The 19,250-nt window shown below is 44.5% G+C and carries 19 protein-coding genes; 8 read left to right on the top strand and 11 right to left on the bottom strand.

Annotated elements, in window-relative coordinates; all coding sequences use genetic code 11:
• Positions 1-11 precede the first annotated feature (11 nt).
• From hisG to hisIE, 8 genes are read left to right on the top strand one after another with little or no spacing between them, the layout of a single operon-like run.
• Positions 12-911 carry an ATP phosphoribosyltransferase gene (gene hisG, locus ACJHWT_RS19955; protein ID WP_000131756.1) on the top strand — a complete coding sequence of 300 codons (900 nt, stop codon included), beginning with the start codon at positions 12-14 and terminating at the stop codon, positions 909-911.
• A gap of 5 nt (positions 912-916) precedes the next feature.
• Positions 917-2,221 carry a histidinol dehydrogenase gene (hisD, locus tag ACJHWT_RS19950; RefSeq protein ID WP_165473687.1) on the top strand — a complete coding sequence of 435 codons (1,305 nt, stop codon included), beginning with the start codon at positions 917-919 and terminating at the stop codon, positions 2,219-2,221.
• Positions 2,218-3,288: a histidinol-phosphate transaminase gene (gene hisC / locus ACJHWT_RS19945; protein WP_000108963.1), complete on the top strand. Its 1,071-nt coding sequence runs from the start codon at positions 2,218-2,220 to the stop codon at positions 3,286-3,288. The genes hisD and hisC overlap by 4 nt, the downstream gene beginning before the upstream one ends.
• Complete coding sequence (gene hisB / locus ACJHWT_RS19940) at positions 3,288-4,355, top strand: bifunctional histidinol-phosphatase/imidazoleglycerol-phosphate dehydratase HisB (RefSeq protein ID WP_029397756.1); 1,068 nt, start codon at positions 3,288-3,290, stop codon at positions 4,353-4,355. Before hisC ends, hisB begins: the two co-directional genes overlap by 1 nt.
• The gene (gene hisH / locus ACJHWT_RS19935) at positions 4,355-4,945 is read left to right on the top strand and encodes an imidazole glycerol phosphate synthase subunit HisH (RefSeq protein WP_001103560.1); all 591 of its coding nucleotides are present in this window, start codon (positions 4,355-4,357) and stop codon (positions 4,943-4,945) included. The genes hisB and hisH overlap by 1 nt, the downstream gene beginning before the upstream one ends.
• Entirely contained in the window at positions 4,945-5,682 is a 738-nt protein-coding gene (hisA, locus tag ACJHWT_RS19930; RefSeq protein ID WP_410232353.1) for a 1-(5-phosphoribosyl)-5-[(5-phosphoribosylamino)methylideneamino]imidazole-4-carboxamide isomerase, read from the top strand. Before hisH ends, hisA begins: the two co-directional genes overlap by 1 nt.
• On the top strand, positions 5,664-6,440 hold the full coding sequence (hisF, locus tag ACJHWT_RS19925; RefSeq protein ID WP_000880159.1) for an imidazole glycerol phosphate synthase subunit HisF: 777 nt from the start codon (positions 5,664-5,666) through the stop codon (positions 6,438-6,440). The genes hisA and hisF overlap by 19 nt, the downstream gene beginning before the upstream one ends.
• A complete protein-coding gene (gene hisIE, locus ACJHWT_RS19920; protein WP_000954893.1) occupies positions 6,434-7,045 on the top strand; it encodes a bifunctional phosphoribosyl-AMP cyclohydrolase/phosphoribosyl-ATP diphosphatase HisIE in 612 nt (203 codons plus the stop codon). Before hisF ends, hisIE begins: the two co-directional genes overlap by 7 nt.
• A 96-nt stretch (positions 7,046-7,141) precedes the next feature.
• On the opposite strand, the gene wzzB is transcribed toward hisIE, so the two are convergent.
• The 11 genes from wzzB to ACJHWT_RS19865 all read right to left on the bottom strand — a co-directional run.
• Positions 7,142-8,119 carry an LPS O-antigen chain length determinant protein WzzB gene (gene wzzB, locus ACJHWT_RS19915; RefSeq protein ID WP_165473690.1) on the bottom strand — a complete coding sequence of 326 codons (978 nt, stop codon included), beginning with the start codon at positions 8,117-8,119 and terminating at the stop codon, positions 7,142-7,144.
• A 145-nt stretch (positions 8,120-8,264) separates the two neighbouring features.
• The gene (gene ugd / locus ACJHWT_RS19910; protein WP_165473685.1) at positions 8,265-9,431 is read right to left on the bottom strand and encodes a UDP-glucose 6-dehydrogenase; all 1,167 of its coding nucleotides are present in this window, start codon (positions 9,429-9,431) and stop codon (positions 8,265-8,267) included.
• A 248-nt stretch (positions 9,432-9,679) separates the two neighbouring features.
• On the bottom strand, positions 9,680-11,086 hold the full coding sequence (gene gndA, locus ACJHWT_RS19905; RefSeq protein ID WP_165473684.1) for an NADP-dependent phosphogluconate dehydrogenase: 1,407 nt from the start codon (positions 11,084-11,086) through the stop codon (positions 9,680-9,682).
• Positions 11,087-11,206: 120 nt separating this feature from the next.
• Positions 11,207-12,115 (bottom strand): alpha-1,2-fucosyltransferase, encoded by a 909-nt coding sequence (locus tag ACJHWT_RS19900; protein WP_106708653.1) that lies wholly within the window; start codon positions 12,113-12,115, stop codon positions 11,207-11,209.
• 11 nt (positions 12,116-12,126) lie between these two features.
• Positions 12,127-12,870, bottom strand: coding sequence for a glycosyltransferase (locus ACJHWT_RS19895; protein WP_106708654.1), 744 nt, complete (start codon positions 12,868-12,870; stop codon positions 12,127-12,129).
• An 11-nt stretch (positions 12,871-12,881) separates the two neighbouring features.
• Entirely contained in the window at positions 12,882-14,282 is a 1,401-nt protein-coding gene (wzy, locus tag ACJHWT_RS19890) for an O86 family O-antigen polymerase (RefSeq protein WP_161953542.1), read from the bottom strand.
• Positions 14,206-14,910, bottom strand: a complete 705-nt coding sequence (gene wbnI / locus ACJHWT_RS19885) for an O-antigen biosynthesis glycosyltransferase WbnI (RefSeq protein ID WP_000236383.1) — start codon at positions 14,908-14,910, stop codon at positions 14,206-14,208. Before wbnI ends, wzy begins: the two co-directional genes overlap by 77 nt.
• Positions 14,911-14,912: 2 nt before the next feature.
• Positions 14,913-16,115: an O86 family O-antigen flippase gene (wzx, locus tag ACJHWT_RS19880; protein ID WP_106708655.1), complete on the bottom strand. Its 1,203-nt coding sequence runs from the start codon at positions 16,113-16,115 to the stop codon at positions 14,913-14,915.
• A gap of 19 nt (positions 16,116-16,134) precedes the next feature.
• Positions 16,135-17,523 carry a colanic acid biosynthesis phosphomannomutase CpsG gene (gene cpsG / locus ACJHWT_RS19875; RefSeq protein WP_000736841.1) on the bottom strand — a complete coding sequence of 463 codons (1,389 nt, stop codon included), beginning with the start codon at positions 17,521-17,523 and terminating at the stop codon, positions 16,135-16,137.
• A 3-nt stretch (positions 17,524-17,526) separates the two neighbouring features.
• Positions 17,527-18,975, bottom strand: coding sequence for a mannose-1-phosphate guanylyltransferase/mannose-6-phosphate isomerase (locus ACJHWT_RS19870; RefSeq protein WP_001286272.1), 1,449 nt, complete (start codon positions 18,973-18,975; stop codon positions 17,527-17,529).
• On the bottom strand, positions 18,968-19,250 hold a 283-nt coding region (locus tag ACJHWT_RS19865; protein WP_410232352.1), incomplete at its 5' end, for a GDP-mannose mannosyl hydrolase. The genes ACJHWT_RS19870 and ACJHWT_RS19865, both read right to left, overlap by 8 nt.

Here is a 19,250-nt window from a genome sequence, read left to right as displayed (position 1 = left end):
GGAATAAGAAAATGACAGACAACTCTCGTTTACGCATAGCTATGCAGAAATCCGGCCGTTTAAGTGATGACTCACGCGAATTACTGGCGCGCTGTGGTATTAAAATCAATCTTCACACCCAGCGCCTGATCGCGATGGCAGAAAACATGCCGATTGATATTCTACGCGTACGTGACGACGACATTCCCGGTCTGGTAATGGATGGCGTAGTAGACCTTGGGATTATCGGCGAAAACGTGCTGGAAGAAGAGCTGCTTAACCGCCGCGCCCAGGGTGAGGATCCACGCTACTTTACCCTGCGTCGTCTGGATTTCGGCGGTTGTCGCCTTTCGCTGGCAACGCCGGTTGATGAAGCCTGGGACGGCCCGCTCTCCTTAAACGGTAAACGTATCGCCACCTCTTATCCTCACCTGCTCAAGCGATATCTCGACCAGAAAGGCATCTCTTTTAAATCCTGCTTACTGAACGGTTCTGTTGAAGTCGCCCCGCGCGCCGGACTGGCGGATGCGATTTGCGATCTGGTTTCCACCGGTGCCACGCTGGAAGCAAACGGCCTGCGCGAAGTCGAAGTTATCTACCGCTCGAAAGCCTGCCTGATCCAGCGCGATGGCGAAATGGAAGAATCCAAACAGCAACTGATCGACAAACTGCTGACCCGTATTCAGGGTGTGATCCAGGCGCGCGAATCAAAATACATCATGATGCACGCACCGACCGAACGTCTGGATGAAGTCATCGCCCTGCTGCCAGGTGCCGAACGCCCAACTATTCTACCGCTGGCGGGTGATCAACAGCGCGTAGCGATGCACATGGTCAGTAGCGAAACCCTGTTCTGGGAAACCATGGAAAAACTGAAAGCGCTGGGTGCCAGTTCAATCCTGGTCCTGCCGATTGAGAAGATGATGGAGTGATCGCCATGAGCTTTAACACAATCATTGACTGGAACAGCTGTACTGCGGAGCAACAACGCCAGCTGTTAATGCGCCCGGCGATCTCCGCTTCTGAAAGCATTACCCGCACCGTTAACGATATTCTCGATAACGTGAAAGCACGCGGCGATGACGCCCTGCGGGAATACAGCGCGAAGTTTGATAAAACCACGGTTACCGCGCTGAAGGTGTCTGCTGAGGAGATCGCCGCCGCCAGCGAACGCCTTAGCGACGAGCTAAAACAGGCGATGGCGGTGGCAGTAAAAAATATTGAAACCTTCCACACTGCGCAAAAACTGCCGCCGGTAGATGTAGAAACGCAGCCAGGCGTGCGTTGCCAGCAGGTCACGCGTCCGGTAGCTTCAGTTGGGTTGTATATTCCTGGCGGCTCCGCCCCGCTCTTCTCAACGGTATTAATGCTGGCGACTCCGGCGAGTATTGCGGGCTGTAAAAAAGTGGTGCTGTGCTCACCGCCGCCGATTGCCGATGAGATCCTTTATGCGGCGCAGCTGTGCGGTGTGCAGGACGTGTTTAACGTCGGCGGCGCACAGGCCATTGCCGCACTGGCGTTTGGTACGGAATCTGTGCCAAAAGTGGACAAAATCTTCGGGCCGGGTAACGCCTTTGTCACCGAAGCGAAACGTCAGGTGAGCCAGCGTCTGGACGGTGCGGCGATCGATATGCCCGCAGGCCCGTCGGAAGTGTTGGTCATTGCCGACAGCGGCGCTACGCCGGATTTCGTGGCTTCTGATTTGCTTTCTCAGGCTGAACACGGCCCGGACTCACAGGTGATTTTACTGACGCCCGCTGCTGATATGGCGCATCAAGTTGCCGAGGCCGTCGAACGCCAACTGGCAGAACTGCCGCGTGCCGAAACCGCACGCCAGGCACTGAGCGCCAGCCGCCTTATTGTGACCAACGATTTAGCACAGTGCGTAGAGATCTCCAACCAGTACGGCCCGGAGCACCTGATCATTCAGACCCGCAACGCCCGCGACCTGGTCGATGGCATCACCAGCGCCGGTTCGGTATTTCTTGGTGACTGGTCACCGGAATCGGCAGGTGATTACGCCTCCGGAACCAACCATGTTCTACCGACTTACGGCTACACCGCCACCTGTTCCAGCCTCGGCCTGGCGGATTTCCAGAAGCGTATGACCGTGCAGGAACTGTCGAAAGAAGGTTTCTCCGCGCTGGCTTCGACCATTGAAACACTGGCCGCCGCCGAGCGCCTGACCGCCCACAAAAATGCCGTTACTTTGCGTGTTAACGCCCTTAAGGAGCAAGCATGAGCACCGTGACTATTACCGATTTAGCGCGTGAAAACGTCCGCAACCTGACGCCGTATCAGTCGGCGCGTCGTCTGGGCGGTAATGGCGACGTCTGGCTGAACGCCAACGAATATCCCACAGCCGTGGAGTTTCAGCTTACTCAGCAAACGCTCAACCGCTACCCGGAATGCCAGCCGAAAGCGGTGATTGAAAATTACGCGCAATATGCAGGCGTAAAACCGGAACAGGTGCTGGTCAGCCGTGGCGCGGACGAAGGTATTGAACTACTGATTCGCGCTTTTTGCGAACCGGGTAAAGACGCCATCCTCTACTGCCCGCCAACGTACGGCATGTACAGCGTCAGCGCTGAAACCATTGGCGTCGAGTGCCGCACAGTGCCGACGCTGGAAAACTGGCAACTGGACTTACAGGGCATTTCCGACAAGCTGGACGGCGTAAAAGTGGTCTATGTTTGCAGCCCCAACAACCCAACCGGGCAACTGATCAATCCGCAGGATTTTCGCACCCTGCTGGAGTTAACGCGCGGTAAGGCGATTGTGGTTGCCGATGAAGCCTATATCGAGTTTTGCCCGCAGGCATCGCTGGCTGGCTGGCTGGCGGAATATCCGCACCTGGCTATTTTGCGCACACTGTCGAAAGCTTTTGCTCTGGCGGGGCTTCGTTGCGGATTTACGCTGGCAAACGAAGAAGTCATCAACCTGCTGATGAAAGTGATCGCCCCCTACCCGCTCTCGACGCCGGTTGCCGACATTGCGGCCCAGGCGTTAAGCCCGCAGGGAATTATCGCCATGCGTGAGCGGGTGGCGCAAATTATTGCAGAACGCGAATACCTGATTGCCGCACTGAAAGAGATCCCCTGCGTGGAGCAGGTTTTTGACTCTGAAACCAACTACATTCTGGCGCGCTTTAAAGCCTCCAGTGCAGTGTTTAAATCTTTGTGGGATCAGGGCATTATCTTACGTGATCAGAATAAACAACCCTCTTTAAGCGGCTGCCTGCGAATTACCGTCGGAACCCGTGAAGAAAGCCAGCGCGTCATTGACGCCTTACGTGCGGAGCAAGTTTGATGAGTCAGAAGTATCTTTTTATCGATCGCGATGGAACCCTGATTAGCGAACCGCCGGGTGATTTTCAGGTGGACCGTTTTGATAAACTCGCCTTTGAACCGGGCGTGATCCCGGAACTGCTGAAGCTGCAAAAAGCGGGCTACAAGCTGGTGATGATCACTAATCAGGATGGTCTGGGAACACAAAGTTTCCCACAGGCGGATTTCGATGGCCCGCACAACCTGATGATGCAGATCTTCACCTCGCAAGGCGTACAGTTTGATGAAGTGCTGATTTGTCCGCACCTGCCCGCCGATGAGTGCGACTGCCGTAAGCCGAAAGTAAAACTGGTGGAACGTTATCTGGCTGAGCAAGCGATGGATCGCGCTAACAGTTATGTGATTGGCGATCGCGCGACCGACATTCAACTGGCGGAAAACATGGGCATTAATGGTTTACGCTACGACCGCGAAATCCTGAACTGGCCGATGATTGGCGAGCAACTCACTAAACGAGACCGTTACGCCCATGTAGTGCGCAACACCAAAGAGACGCAAATTGACGTCCAGGTGTGGCTGGATCGCGAAGGTGGCAGCAAGATTAACACCGGCGTTGGCTTCTTTGATCATATGCTGGATCAGATCGCCACCCACGGCGGTTTCCGCATGGAAATCAACGTCAAAGGCGACCTCTATATCGACGATCACCACACCGTCGAAGATACCGGCCTGGCGCTGGGCGAAGCGTTAAAAATTGCTCTTGGCGACAAACGCGGTATTTGCCGCTTCGGTTTTGTGCTGCCGATGGACGAATGCCTTGCCCGCTGCGCGCTGGATATCTCTGGTCGCCCGCACCTGGAATATAAAGCTGAATTTACCTACCAGCGCGTGGGCGATCTCAGCACTGAAATGATCGAGCACTTCTTCCGTTCGCTCTCATACACCATGGGCGTGACGCTACACCTGAAAACCAAAGGTAAAAACGATCATCACCGTGTAGAGAGCCTGTTCAAAGCCTTTGGTCGCACCCTGCGCCAGGCCATCCGCGTGGAAGGCGACACCCTGCCCTCGTCAAAAGGAGTGCTGTAATGAACGTGGTGATCCTTGATACTGGCTGCGCCAACCTGAACTCGGTGAAGTCTGCCATTGCGCGTCACGGTTATGAACCCAAAGTCAGCCGTGACCCGGACGTCGTGTTGCTGGCCGATAAACTATTTTTACCCGGCGTTGGCACTGCACAAGCAGCGATGGATCAGGTGCGTGAGCGCGAGCTGTTTGATCTCATCAAAGCCTGTACCCAACCGGTGCTGGGCATCTGCTTAGGGATGCAACTGCTGGGGCGGCGCAGCGAAGAGAGCAACGGCGTCGATTTGCTGGGCATCATCGACGAAGATGTGCCGAAAATGACCGACTTTGGTCTGCCCCTGCCGCATATGGGCTGGAACCGCGTTTACCCGCAGGCAGGCAACCGCCTGTTTCAGGGGATTGAAGACGGAGCGTACTTTTACTTTGTTCACAGCTACGCAATGCCAGTCAATCCGTGGACCATCGCCCAGTGTAATTACGGCGAACCGTTCACCGCGGCGGTACAAAAAGATAACTTCTACGGCGTGCAGTTCCACCCGGAGCGTTCTGGTGCCGCTGGCGCTAAGTTGCTGAAAAACTTCCTGGAGATGTGATGATTATTCCGGCATTAGATTTAATCGACGGCACCGTGGTGCGTCTCCATCAGGGCGATTACGGCAAACAGCGCGATTACGGTAACGACCCGCTGCCGCGCTTACAGGATTACGCCGCGCACGGTGCCGAAGTGCTGCATCTGGTGGATCTGACCGGGGCAAAAGATCCGGCAAAACGTCAAATCCCGCTGATTAAAACCCTGGTGGCGGGCGTTAACGTTCCGGTGCAGGTTGGCGGCGGCGTGCGTAGCGAAGAAGACGTGGCGGCGTTACTGGAAGCGGGCGTTGCGCGCGTGGTGGTCGGCTCCACCGCGGTGAAATCACCAGGAATGGTGAAAGGCTGGTTTGAACGTTTCGGTGCCGATGCCTTAGTGCTGGCGCTGGATGTCCGTATTGACGAGCAAGGCAACAAGCAGGTGGCGGTCAGCGGCTGGCAAGAGAATTCGGGTGTGTCGCTGGAACAACTGGTGGAAACCTATTTGCCTGTCGGCCTGAAACATGTGCTGTGTACCGATATCTCGCGCGACGGCACGCTGGCAGGTTCTAACGTCTCTTTATATGAAGAAGTGTGCGCCAGATACCCGCAGGTGGCGTTTCAGTCCTCCGGCGGTATTGGCGACATTAACGATGTTGCTGCCCTACGTGGTACTGGCGTGCGCGGCGTAATAGTTGGTCGGGCATTGCTGGAAGGTAAATTCACCGTGAAGGAGGCCATCGCATGCTGGCAAAACGCATAATTCCATGTCTCGACGTTCGTGATGGTCAGGTGGTAAAAGGCGTACAGTTTCGCAACCATGAAATCATTGGCGATATCGTGCCGCTGGCAAAACGCTACGCAGAGGAAGGTGCAGACGAACTGGTGTTCTACGATATCACCGCGTCCAGCGATGGCCGTGTGGTAGATAAAAGCTGGGTATCTCGCGTGGCGGAAGTGATCGACATTCCGTTTTGTGTGGCGGGTGGGATTAAGTCTCTGGATGACGCCGCCAAAATTCTTTCCTTTGGCGCGGATAAAATTTCCATCAACTCTCCCGCGCTGGCGGATCCGACGTTAATTACTCGCCTGGCGGATCGCTTTGGCGTGCAGTGTATTGTGGTCGGCATTGATACCTGGTACGACGCTGAAACCGGTAAATATCATGTGAATCAATATACCGGCGATGAAACCCGCACCCGCGTCACTCAGTGGGAAACGCTCGACTGGGTAGAGGAAGTGCAAAAACGCGGTGCCGGAGAAATCGTCCTCAACATGATGAATCAGGACGGCGTGCGTAACGGTTACGACCTCGAACAGCTGAAAAAAGTGCGTGAAGTTTGCCACGTCCCGCTGATTGCCTCCGGTGGCGCGGGCACCATGGAACACTTCCTCGAAGCCTTCCGCGATGCCGACGTTGACGGCGCGCTGGCGGCTTCCGTATTCCACAAACAAATAATCAATATTGGTGAATTAAAAGCGTACCTGGCAACACAGGGCGTGGAGATCAGGATATGTTAACAGAACAACAACGTCGCGAACTGGACTGGGAAAAAACCGACGGACTGATGCCGGTGATTGTGCAACACGCGGTATCCGGCGAAGTGTTAATGCTGGGCTATATGAACCCGGAAGCCTTAGACAAAACCATCGAAAGCGGCAAAGTCACCTTCTTCTCGCGCACTAAACAGCGACTGTGGACCAAAGGCGAAACGTCGGGCAATTTCCTCAATGTGGTGAGTATTGCCCCGGACTGCGACAACGACACGTTACTGGTGCTGGCGAATCCCATCGGGCCAACCTGCCACAAAGGCACCAGCAGCTGCTTCGGCGACACCGCTCACCAGTGGCTGTTCCTGTATCAACTGGAACAATTGCTCGCCGAACGTAAATCTGCCGACCCGGAAACCTCTTACACAGCCAAACTGTATGCCAGCGGCACTAAACGCATTGCGCAGAAAGTGGGCGAAGAAGGGGTGGAAACCGCACTGGCAGCGACGGTACATGACCGCTTTGAGCTGACCAACGAGGCATCTGATTTGATGTATCACCTGCTGGTATTGTTGCAGGATCAGGATCTGGATTTAACGACGGTGATTGAGAACCTGCGTAAACGGCATCAGTGAGTTGCGGGTGATCGGATGCGATGTTGTTGTCGCATCCGGCAAAAAAAAACGGGCAAGGTGTCACCACCCTGCCCTTTTTCCTTAAAACCGAAAAGATTACTTCGCGTTGTAATTACGCAGAGCGTTACGCCCCAGCACAATCCCCGCACCAACCATGCCGCCCAGCAGTACCGCCAGAATCAAGGTGATTGCCTTTTTCGGACTATCGCGACGAATAGGTAACGTCGGTTTCATCACATAACGGTAAGCATGAATATCAAGATCATCAACTTTTAAGCTTTCGATATCCAGCAGGTTTTGACGAGTCTGATAGTAGTTTGGTGAGAACACCAACGGACGAGTCGCCTCATGCTTAATCATCGACTCCAGAGCTTCGCTCCCCAAAAGGAACAACGTATCTTGCGTCACATCTTCAGTCTGCTGAACCTGTGGCTTTGTCACCTGCGCCTGATTCGCATACTGCAACGCTTCCTGAATCTGACGGATACGCAGATCTTTCTGCTCCTGCGCGACTACTTCCTGCATTCTTAAAGAGTCCTGCAAGTTTTTCCGTCCCAGAGCAATGTTGTCTTTGAGATCCTTTTCTAGCTCTTGATTCACTTTTTCATCAACTTGCTGAATGTATTGGGCCAACTTCATTTGTGCGCCCTCTGCTGTTTGCCCAACATAAGAAACAGTCAATGGTAATTGCTGGTTCTTAACAGAAGGTTCGATGGTAAGTTTCTCTGGCTCTTCCTGATTATCCAGCGTTTCTGCTAATGCAGAGAAGGCAGAACTGAAGCGACCAATTAACGTCTCCTGCAAATCCGATACTTTCGGTGCAGCCTGACCATAGATAACATTCATGGCATTGTTATAGCCAGCAATTTGCCCCACGTCGGGCTGAGTGATAATTGCTGTTGACGTCCATTTCTCCTTCGCTACTGCCAAATATCCAATAGCCAGGGCAATAGCCACAATGACGGAAATGATAATTGTCATCTTGCCACGCCACAACTGCATTAGTAAATCAATCAAATCAATCTGTTCCGGGTCATGGTTTTGCCCAGAAACATTATTATTTTCTACTCTCATCATTACCCTAACTGACGGAAATTTCCAAGTCCGCATAGTTTAGCGATAATCCTCGTGAATGCTATAGGATAAGTGATAAAAATAATGAATTGTTGCGTAAGTAACAAAAGACAATCAGGGCGTAAATAGCCCTGATAACAAGATGTTAGTCGCTGCCAAAGAGATCGCGAGTGTATACCTTATCTGCCACATCCTTAAGCTCTTCTGCCATTCGGTTAGAGATAATGACGTCGGCTTGTTGTTTGAAGGTGGCGAGATCACGTTCCAGGCGAGAGTTGAAGAATGAGTCTTCTTTCATCACTGGCTCGTAGATGATTACTTCAACACCTTTCGCCTTGATACGCTTCATAATCCCCTGAATAGAAGACGCACGGAAGTTATCTGAACCGCTCTTCATAATCAGGCGATAAATACCTACCACATGCGGTTTGCGTGACAAAATGGCATCGGCAATAAAATCTTTACGCGTGCGGTTTGCATCGACAATTGCCGAGATCAGGTTATTCGGCACAGACTGATAGTTCGCCAGTAACTGCTTGGTATCTTTCGGCAAACAATAACCACCATAACCAAACGACGGATTGTTGTAATGGTTGCCAATGCGTGGGTCGAGACAAACGCCTTCGATAATATGGCGAGTATTCAGACCTAAACTTTCTGCATAGCTATCCAGCTCATTAAAGTACGCTACGCGCATCGCCAGATAGGTATTAGCAAAAAGTTTAATCGCTTCTGCTTCAGTGGAGTCGGTAAACAGGGTCGGGATATTTTGCTTAATCGCGCCTTCCTGTAACAATGCAGCAAAACGTTCTGCGCGTTCTGAACGCTCACCAATGACAATACGTGAAGGATGGAGATTATCGTAAAGGGCTTTACCTTCGCGGAGAAATTCCGGAGAGAAAATAATATTTTCAGTACGATATTTCTTATGCATCGCTGCGGTAAAGCCAACGGGTACCGTTGATTTGATGACCATAACCGCATAAGGATTTATCTCTACTACGTCCTTAATTACTGATTCTACACTCGATGTATTGAAATAATTAGTTTTAGGATCATAGTCGGTTGGAGTGGCGATGATGACATAATCAGCATCCCGGTAGGCTTCATTTTTATCTAATGTGGCATTAAAGTGTATTTTATCTGATTGCAAAAACTGCTGAATTTCCTTATCAACAATAGGAGATATCCGATCATTCAGCATAGCAACGCGTGACGGTAAAATATCTAATGCCACAACTTCATGATTTTGTGCGATTAGAAGCCCGTTTGACAAGCCTACATAGCCAGTACCGGAAATGGTGATTTTCATTTCATGCTCTCAGAATTAACTTAACTGTGAATCATGATGTTTTTAGCATCCTGATAAGAGCTAAAAGTTTTAACGCTACGTTGTCAGATGGTCAACGCAACGAAAAACAATTCAGATTTTCTTTATAAGAATAGCTGATATTTATTAAGTTAATATTAAGCAGTGAAATTTAGTCTATAAGATATTTGGCAAAAAAAAGCCCGGTGCAATATACGCCGGGCCTCAATTTTATTGTTGGTTAAATCAGATTAATCCAGCCATTCAGTATGGAACACACCTTCTTTATCAATGCGCTTATAAGTATGCGCACCAAAATAGTCACGCTGAGCCTGGATCAGGTTCGCAGGCAAAACAGCGGCACGGTAGCTGTCATAATAGGCAACCGCAGCGGCGAAGGTCGGAACCGGGATACCGTTCTGTACCGCATAAGCAACGACATCACGCAGCGCCTGCTGGTAGTCATCGGCAATTTGCTTAAAGTACGGAGCCAGCAGCAGGTTAGCGATCTGCGGATTTTCGGCATAAGCATCGGTGATTTTCTGCAGGAACTGTGCACGGATGATGCAGCCAGCACGGAAAATCTTCGCGATTTCGCCGTAATTCAGATCCCAGTTGTACTCTTCAGACGCCGCACGCAGCTGAGAGAAGCCCTGAGCGTAAGAAACGATTTTACCCAGATACAGCGCACGGCGAACTTTCTCGATAAACTCAGCCTTATCGCCTGCTGGCTGCGCTTTCGGGCCAGTGAGAAGTTTAGACGCGGCAACGCGCTGATCTTTCAGAGAAGAGATATAACGTGCAAACACAGACTCGGTAATCAGCGACAGCGGTTCGCCGAGATCCAGCGCGCTCTGGCTGGTCCATTTACCGGTACCTTTGTTAGCCGCTTCATCCAGGATCACATCAACCAGGTAGTTACCGTCTTCATCTTTTTTAGTGAAGATGTCTTTGGTGATGTCGATCAGGTAGCTGCTCAGTTCACCGTTATTCCACTCGGTAAAGGTCTGTGCCAGTTCTTCGTTAGAAAGATTCAGGCCGCCTTTCAGGAGAGAATAGGCTTCAGCAATCAGTTGCATATCACCGTATTCAATACCGTTGTGAACCATCTTCACATAGTGACCTGCGCCATCGGCACCAATATAGGTAACGCATGGCTCACCGTCTTCAGCTACTGCGGCGATTTTGGTCAGGATCGGTGCAACCAGTTCATAGGCTTCTTTCTGTCCGCCAGGCATAATGGAAGGACCTTTCAGCGCACCTTCTTCACCGCCGGAAACACCGGTACCGATGAAGTTAAAGCCTTCTGCAGAAAGCTCACGGTTACGACGAATGGTGTCCTGGAAGAAGGTATTACCACCATCAATGATGATGTCACCTTTATCGAGGTATGGCTTAAGGGAATCAATAGCAGCATCCGTGCCTGCACCTGCTTTCACCATTAACAGGATGCGACGAGGCGTTTCCAGAGATTCAACAAACTCTTTCACCGTATAGTAAGGAACCAGTTTCTTGTCTGGATTTTCAGCAATCACTTCTTCAGTCTTCTCACGGGAACGGTTGAAAATAGAGACGGTATAACCACGGCTTTCGATGTTGAGCGCAAGGTTGCGCCCCATCACTGCCATACCGACTACGCCGATCTGTTGCTTTGACATTGTTTACTCCTGTCAGGGATTACTACGGAATGTTGCAGATTGACATTTTAGTCTAAAAATAATATATCAAAATTACAAATTATGAATGGATATCATATTTTAAAAAAACACACAGCATAATCAAAGATTAATCCAACTATCCATGGTCAACTTAGATTTATTATTTCCAGCAAACCACTTACGAGGGGAAATAACTATTTTATCTTCGAAAGTATTTAACCATGCGCCCCACCAGCTATATGTACTATTGGCTATTATATTGTTTTTACACTTTGACATTAAAAACATATCAATCGCACTGTACTCGCATTCAGAATTATTAACAACGTAATAATTAGGTTGATTAGCAAATGTATTCTCAGCCCATTTCACATCATCTGAAAATACGATAATCACCTGTTCTCCTTGAACATCCTCAATATAACGAATAGCCTTTTCATAGTAATCCATGGGCAACACCCCATGAAATTTAGAGGCGTGAGGGTTGGTGATGTAGTCTCCACGCCTGATATGTAGTGAAGTTGTGTTAGCATTCTCACATATCACTTTTTTGTAAATATGCAAGTCATTACATAAATTGAGCAAATCTTCATTAATCTGGAATAATGGGAGAATCATATCACGATGACTATCTATCAATGTAGCATCCTGGAAATAAGAGAATAGACAATAACCATTTTTAACCTGTAATTTACTGTTGTTCAAAAATTCATAAAATTTTGCTTCAGGCAAATAGTTTTTTTTTAGTAGAATTCCAAATATAGAATTTGTAACAAATAAGGGCAAACGATATCTATTTACATGTCGTATTATGGATATCTCTTTTTTTTCCTTACTTGTAGTCAGACGATCATAACATATGTTAAATTGATTCAATTCAAATCTTCTACGTGTATCACGATTTGAGCAATCTAAAAAATAGCTATCGTCTAAAACTAATGATCTTTGTTTAAGCTTTCTTTGTAAGATATATGCCGCAGCATACTGAAACATTTGATTACCTAATCCACCAGACAAACAACTATACATAGCGTCAACCTTTATTTTATTAGTGCTTTACAAAAATGATAGAGGCAAGAAAGAAAATTCGTAATAGTTCTTTTTTTTAAGAATTCTCGCAGAGAATAACTAGCACATTCATAATATGCGAGTGCTGATTTTTGCGTAGATTTGTTATGAATTCGATAATTTAACAAACACTCACTTAGATTATCCCAGCGTATATTCGGACAATCATTTAAGATTCTGAGCCATAGATCATAATCTTCTGAATTAAAACCACCACAATAACCTCGCTGCTTTAGGATAACATCTTTCTTGAACATCAAAGTAGGATGCGCAAAACAATTTTTAAAAGGAAGTATCTTATTTATCTTATTATGATTTGGATATTTTAATTCTTTAATAAACTCACCGTTTTCATTGATAAGTCTGATCCCAGTCCCCACCATTTCTAAATCATTCTGCAACATATACATATATTGTTTTTCTAGACGTAACGGCAGTGAAACATCGTCGGAATCCATTCTGGCAATAATAGAGTATTTACACTTAGTTACTGCGTAATTTAATGCAAACGATAACTGCCCTATTTCTAATGTATATATTTTAACTCTGTTATCCAGCTCTGTATAATGCCTCAGCTGTTTTGCTATCTCGAAACAATCCCCTCCATTTGCAATTATTATTAACTCAAAGTCAGAGTATGTCTGATTTAAGATACTATCAATTGAAATATCAACATATTTATCATATCGGTGTACAGCCATTATTACTGAAATCATATCTAATATTCTCAATGACATTTTTTTATATTTAAAGCAATATGTCTGACTATGCTTAGCCCACCTATGAATAGAGCTATGAATAAAACCTTATTGATAAAATCAAATAATGATGAGCGGGCAAAATATATAAGATTTGGTAGCGCTAAAAAAATGATCAAACGATATGTATATGCCAATTTATTATTCATTGAATTTTTTATTATTTTCTCATAACAAGATTGAACAAAAGCTAGAGAAAATGCAAATAGTAATAAAGCAACACTTCCAATGATCCACCCAAAATATATTAGCTCACTGTAAAAACTTGATGCGAAACTTCCTCCTTCTTTAAAATAAACACCACGAGCGATGTCAATACAAGAACCGATATCTTTATTTGTAAAAAAATAATCATAGTAAGATATGCAACTTAATATTTTTTCATTGTATTTCAAAGCACCATAAACGGTTTCAAATGAAGCACCTTGCTGTAATAATGGATTAAAAATAATTCCTAATAATCCGCTATTTACTTCTATACCTATTCTATAGTTAAGGATCAGTGAAGAAATGGTCGTTACCAATATAGCTACTAACAACAACCATTTGATCTTAAGCCTATATCTTATATCTAGAAAAAATAACAATAAGAAACCATATGCGATTGTATAGCCTCTTAATCCCACTAAAATGTAACCTATTGATGTAATAAATATCAGCAAAGAATATAGTATGAAATTTTTATTTTTAGAAAAAAGTAAAGACAATATATAACAATATTTTGAAAGGGTGAACCAAAATAACTCATCATGTAGTCCATATGCGTCAGCCTCAAATACTGAAACCTGACCTAATATAATAAATTTTTTGTATGATTTAATTAAGAAAATAGCAGAGAAAAGCCCCCCCCCCCATAATAAAAGTATTGACAATTGTTTATTATAAAAAAACAAATCAGGTAATTGCCCTACTAACTTGGAAACAGTACCTTTTTGTACTGAATACAGTAATACAGTAAAAGCCAAGGAAATGTTTACAACAGCTAACGAATAAAAAACATATATTTCATCAATTTCTAAACCAGCAGTTATTACTTCGTTTAAATTCTCTGTTATATTTTGCGAAAAAAAGACAGGCCTGATTAAGATAAAGAAAAAGACAGATATAATACAGAAAGTCATTGGGTTGAGAAAGCCCCCTTGCCTTTCAAGGCAGATTATGATTACACAAAAAAGAACAGAAGAAACACTTATTATTACATAGGCAATCTCACAAAAACCTTCATTGATTACGGATAAAATTAAGATAAATAAATTCACCATAAAAAAAGTATATGAACATATATTCCTATAATTACTTCTTGATATTACCATACCAACTTTCTCTTTCCTTATCACGCATAATAATCTTGGCGTCTTTATTTTCACCATATTTTTCAGGCCATGAGTACAATTCAGAAAGTAATAATGGCTTATTGTAGTAATAATAATAATTCAAATACGACTCATCATGTACTTTAGCAATCAGGTTTTTTTTCAAATCAGCCATTGTCATCATATTACAAATTTGTATTAATCTCTTAAATGACGCTGTTTTACCTCCATTGAAACAACCTTGATAATAAATACCTTTCTTTAAATACCCAAGATAGCAGGTCGCATTTTTTCTTCTTTCCCAAGGATAAAGAATCGATATACGATTCTTATACCCTGGATGGATAACACCGATTAAATCACTCTCCATAAATGTACTAAAAGGAATCTCTTTGACAATAACTGCATTTGCATTAAAGAAAAAAGTATATGAGTTAGTTTGTAACTTATCAATAACCTTCAAAAAATATGAAAAACGTAATAACGTATTAAGCGGCCAGCAATTTTTTTCAACATTAATTACTTCAACATTCAGATATTTACTAAAATAAATTCTATCAGAATCGGTAAACACATAATATTTTTTTTCAAACTCTGGTATAAATTTATCCTCACAAGATAAATAAAATTTATCAAAAAACCTTTTATATTCGCCTGTGCATATATAAAATATATTAATAACCATCTTCAGAGCCTGCTTCTAATTAGTGATAAATTTACAAATACAAACATCAATGTTAACAGTGAAACGAAGATTAGATATATGGTATCAAAATTCGTTTCATTATAAAAAAAGAAAAAAATAACGTTTAGTAAACAAAGTAAAGCATTCATTATCATTTGTTCTTTATATAAAGTTAATGCATTGAGTATTATACTTGAAAAGTCTTTTAGCAACATCAAGCAAACCATAATATTTAGAAAACACAACACACCTGGGTATTCTAAAGGTTTGGATGAATAAAGATATACGACTTTGTCTATAAAAAAATGAACGCACCCTCCCCATATAATAAGCAATAGAGTAAAAATAAAAAATAATCTCTTTAATAGTTGCATGGCAGCAACCCTGTTATTAACATGGACTTGACGAAAGTTAATCCATATTAACGACGAGGAAAAGCTTATCACTTGTTGGGGAAAAGCAACAAATCTGTAATATACTGAAAATACCCCAAACGCCACTACACCGTAAAATTTTGCAAACATGTTCATAAATAATAATGTATTACTAACATTTATTAATTGAATTATAATAAAAATCATATCATCAGAACAAAAAATTTTATACCCCCCCTTTTTCTTAAGCCTTATTTGTTTAAAAATAACACACTTCTTCATTATTAATAATATTGCATAAAACCCTCTGTAGTTAGCAGTTAAAATGCAAACAATGTAAATACTCACTTTGTAGTAAATTAAAATGCCCACGCCTGCAATGAATACGAGTAAAAATATTATTTCAAGTAGTACAAAATTGAGCGTTTTACCTGTAGCATCATAATATGAAGCAACCACTGGATAATATATATTTATTAACGATACAGCAATAAAAAAACATATTTTACCATATAACGTATCAAACCCAACTACATAAAGCGCAGCCAATAATAAACAAAATATTATTAATAAGAATGGATACGTTATTTTCCTCGCTGAATATAATAAATAATCGAGCAAATCATTATTTTCTAAATTTGATATCAGATTACGAAAGCTTGCAGTGATGCCGTTTTGTAAAACAGAAATAACGATTGCGTATGTTAGTAAATAAGAATAAATTCCAAAATCATACTCTGAATAGAATCGTATTATTATTGCAGGAATAAGCAAATTTAATAAAACAACACCCATCTTTAATAAAGATGAACTAAAAAGCAACTTTATCATAATAACTCACATTTACTTGTTAAGATGATATTGACTTTTTATAATTTAATAAGTCTAATATGAAGCCTGTATATTTTTTAGTTGCGGCCACATCTCCTCTAGATTCAACGTTTAACCGGACTACGGGTTCCGTATTAGAAGAACGTAAGTTAAAGCGCCATCCATTAAAAGTCATACTTATACCATCTGTACGATCGATCTCAATTGCCTTATTTGCATAATAACTTTCAACCCGTGCGATAGCACATAATGGATCTTCCAACGTGCTATTAATTTCCCCACTTGCTGGAAAAGCTGCCATCCGGTCACGCACAAGTTCGCCCAGCGTTTTCCCTTTCAGGCACACCAGTTCGGCTACCAACAGCCACGGGATCATGCCGCTGTCGCAGTAAGCGAAATCACGGAAGTAATGGTGGGCGCTCATTTCGCCACCGTAGATGGCGTCTTCCTTGCGCATACGTTCTTTAATAAAGGCGTGTCCGGTTTTCGACATTACCGGGGTGCCACCTGCGGCACTCACCACATCAACGGTGTTCCAAATTAGACGTGGATCGTGGATGATCTTTGCGCCGGGATTTTTTTCGAGGAACGCTTCTGCCAGCAGGCCGACAATGTAGTAGCCCTCGATAAACTGCCCTTTTTCGTCAAACAGGAAACAGCGGTCAAAATCGCCATCAAAGGCAATGCCCATATCCGCGCCATGTTTGATGACCGCATTGCGGGTGTCGTCGCGGCATTCAGGCAGCAGCGGGTTAGGAATACCGTTGGGGAAATTGCCGTCCGGCGTGTTGTGCACTTTGATTAATTCCACGGGTGCGCCGAGGGCTTTAAAGCGGGCTTCGATAGCGTCCACCACCGGACCCGCCGCGCCGTTCCCGGAGTTGATCACCAGCTTGAGCGGCGTGAGATTTTTGACATTGATATAACCGAACAGGTGATCAACGTAAGCGTCACGCAGGTTGATTTGCTGATAGCGACCGCGTTTGGTTTCATCGACGGGAGGGAAGTCGTTGGCTTCTGCCAGACGCTGGACATCGCGCAGTCCGGTATCACCGCTGATCGGGCGAGCCCCCTCGCGCACCAGCTTCATGCCGTTGTAATCCATCGGGTTATGGCTGGCAGTAACTTCGATGCCGCCATCCACGCCGAGATGGAACGTAGCGAAATAGATCTCTTCGGTGCCGGACATGCCGATATCCAGCACATCGACGCCCGCATCCTGTAAACCTTTCGCCAGCGCCAGTTTTAATGTTTCGCTGGTGAGGCGGACATCACCACCTAAAACAATGGTTTTCGGTTTGAGAAATTCGCCATAGGCACGCCCAATACGCCAGGCAATATCTTCATTCAGTTCTTCGCCTAATTTTCCGCGAATATCGTAGGCTTTAAAGCAGGTTAATTTTTTCATTTATTAGTCATCTATTTTGTAACGTTCTTTTTGACGAACAATATCATCCTCACCTAAATAATCTCCTGAACTAACTTCAATAAGATTGAGAGGAATTATACCTGGATTTTCAAGGCTATAAGTAGCACCCAGAGGAATATAAACGGATTCATTAGCAGTAACTAAGAAAGTTTTATTATTTAACGTTACTTTTGCTGTACCTGAAAGGACAATCCAATGCTCTGAACGATGATGATGCATACGTAAGGATAGCCCTTCCCCTGGTTTAACGACAATCTTTTTGACCTTATATCGATCTCCCTGTTCTATAGCATCAAACTTTCCCCAAGGACGAAATTCCTCGCGATGTGATAGATATTCAGAACGTTCTTGCATTTTAAGCATTTGAACAATTTTCTTAACATCCTGAACTTCGGATTTTTTTGAAACTAGAATTGCATCTTTCGTCTGAACAATAACAATATCCTCCACACCTACAGCGGCTACTAAGGCTGACTCCGAATGAATATAATTATTTTTTGTATTATAGGTCAGGATATCACCTTTGCAAACGTCCCCTGTAGGAGTTTTATCACTAACGTCCCACAATGATTGCCAAGATCCAACATCGTTCCAACCAATATCAACGGGATAGACTATACAACGCTTTGTTTTTTCCATTACTGCAAAATCAATTGATTCCGATGGACAATTTTGAAAAACATCTTTCGAAAGTCGTATAAAATCAAGATCATGGTAGGACGAAGAAACTGTTTTTTCACATATATCGTATATATCAGGTCTGTATTTTTTTAACTCCTCTAAATATACTGATGCTTTGAACATAAACATCCCACTATTCCAGAGATATTTACCTGAGGAGATATACTCTTCAGCCCTTGAGCGATTAGGTTTTTCAACAAATTGTTCCACGTGATAGAATGTATTACCAACTCCACGTTGTGATTCTTTAACTATACTCCCTTTTTCTATATAACCGTAACCAGTTTCTGCATAATCAGGAATAATACCAAATGTTAAAATATTTCCTTGTTCAACAATTGAAATGGAATTTTTAATAGCATTACAAAAAACATCTGTTTTGTTTATAACATGGTCAGCTGCAAGAACTAAAAGTATAGGATCTTGTTGTTCATTACGCTTTAAGGCTGTAAATGCTGAAAGTGCTATAGCTGGTGCAGTATTTCTTCCACATGGTTCAAGAATAATGTTATCGCTTAATTGGTTTATTTGACGCAATTGTTCTGCGACCACAAAACGATGCTGCTCGTTAGTTATTACTAATGGAGTTTCGCAAGAAAGCGGGGATAGTCGTAATAAAGTTGACTGTAATAAAGTATTCTCACCTGATAATTGCAGAAATTGCTTCGGATAGTGCTCTCTTGAGAGGGGCCAAAGACGGCTACCCGTACCACCAGCCATTACAACAGCAATCAACGGTACATCAGACATTTTTGACATCCTTTTTATCTAAACCAATAACAGCACTTGGATCATGATTAAAATAAGCTCGGCTGTTAGCGTGAACATTGTTACTGGCGAGCAGCGCGTCCGGCGTCAGCCAGCGGTAATCGTCATGCTGCTCATCCGGCAGTAACAGCTCTTCTTCCGCTACCCTGAAGCGAAAACCGAGCACCACATAGTGAGTGGTGAAATCCGTGCCGGAGAAGTTGTCGTCATAAAAGTGCTGCCAGACACCGTAAAACTGGCCTGCTGTTATCGGCAGA

This window comes from Escherichia sp. WS338, from assembly GCF_046486405.1.
GTDB lineage: Bacteria > Pseudomonadota > Gammaproteobacteria > Enterobacterales > Enterobacteriaceae > Escherichia > Escherichia coli.
This window is presented reverse-complemented; position numbering and strand designations above follow the sequence as displayed.